We start from the raw sequence: 415 nt of genomic DNA on the forward strand, positions 1-415 counted from the left end.
GTTCACATATTGATCGGGTAATCGGTTTAACAAAGAAAATTCTTAAAAAAGAACCAACTGCCAACCAATTTATAGTCTTGGCAAGTGCGACTTTGCATGATACCTACGACGATAAATTATTTGCGGATCAGCAGGAAGCTAAAAAGAAAGTTATTGATTTTTTAAAGGCAATTGATGTCGATCCAAAACCGATCATTTATATTATCGACAACATGTCCTGGTCGACGGAAACTTTTGGCCAAGCAAAAAAATTGGACATCAACGGACAAATTGTCCAAGATGCCGATCGGCTCGAAGCGATCGGGGCAATCGCAGTTATCCGCGCTTTTAAGTATGCTTTTAAACACCAACAAATCGATTATGATCCAAAAATAAAGGTACGAGTTTTAAAAAATAAGACTGATTATCGTAATGG

General features: G+C 37.3%; 1 protein-coding gene. It reads left to right on the forward strand.

All coding sequences use genetic code 11. The annotated features are described in order from the left end of the window. On the forward strand, positions 1 to 415 hold a 415-nt coding region (locus KH893_RS12610), incomplete at both ends, for an HD domain-containing protein (protein ID WP_427860458.1).

The sequence above is a fragment of the Liquorilactobacillus sicerae genome (genome assembly GCF_029916425.1).
GTDB classification, from domain to species: domain Bacteria; phylum Bacillota; class Bacilli; order Lactobacillales; family Lactobacillaceae; genus Liquorilactobacillus; species Liquorilactobacillus sicerae.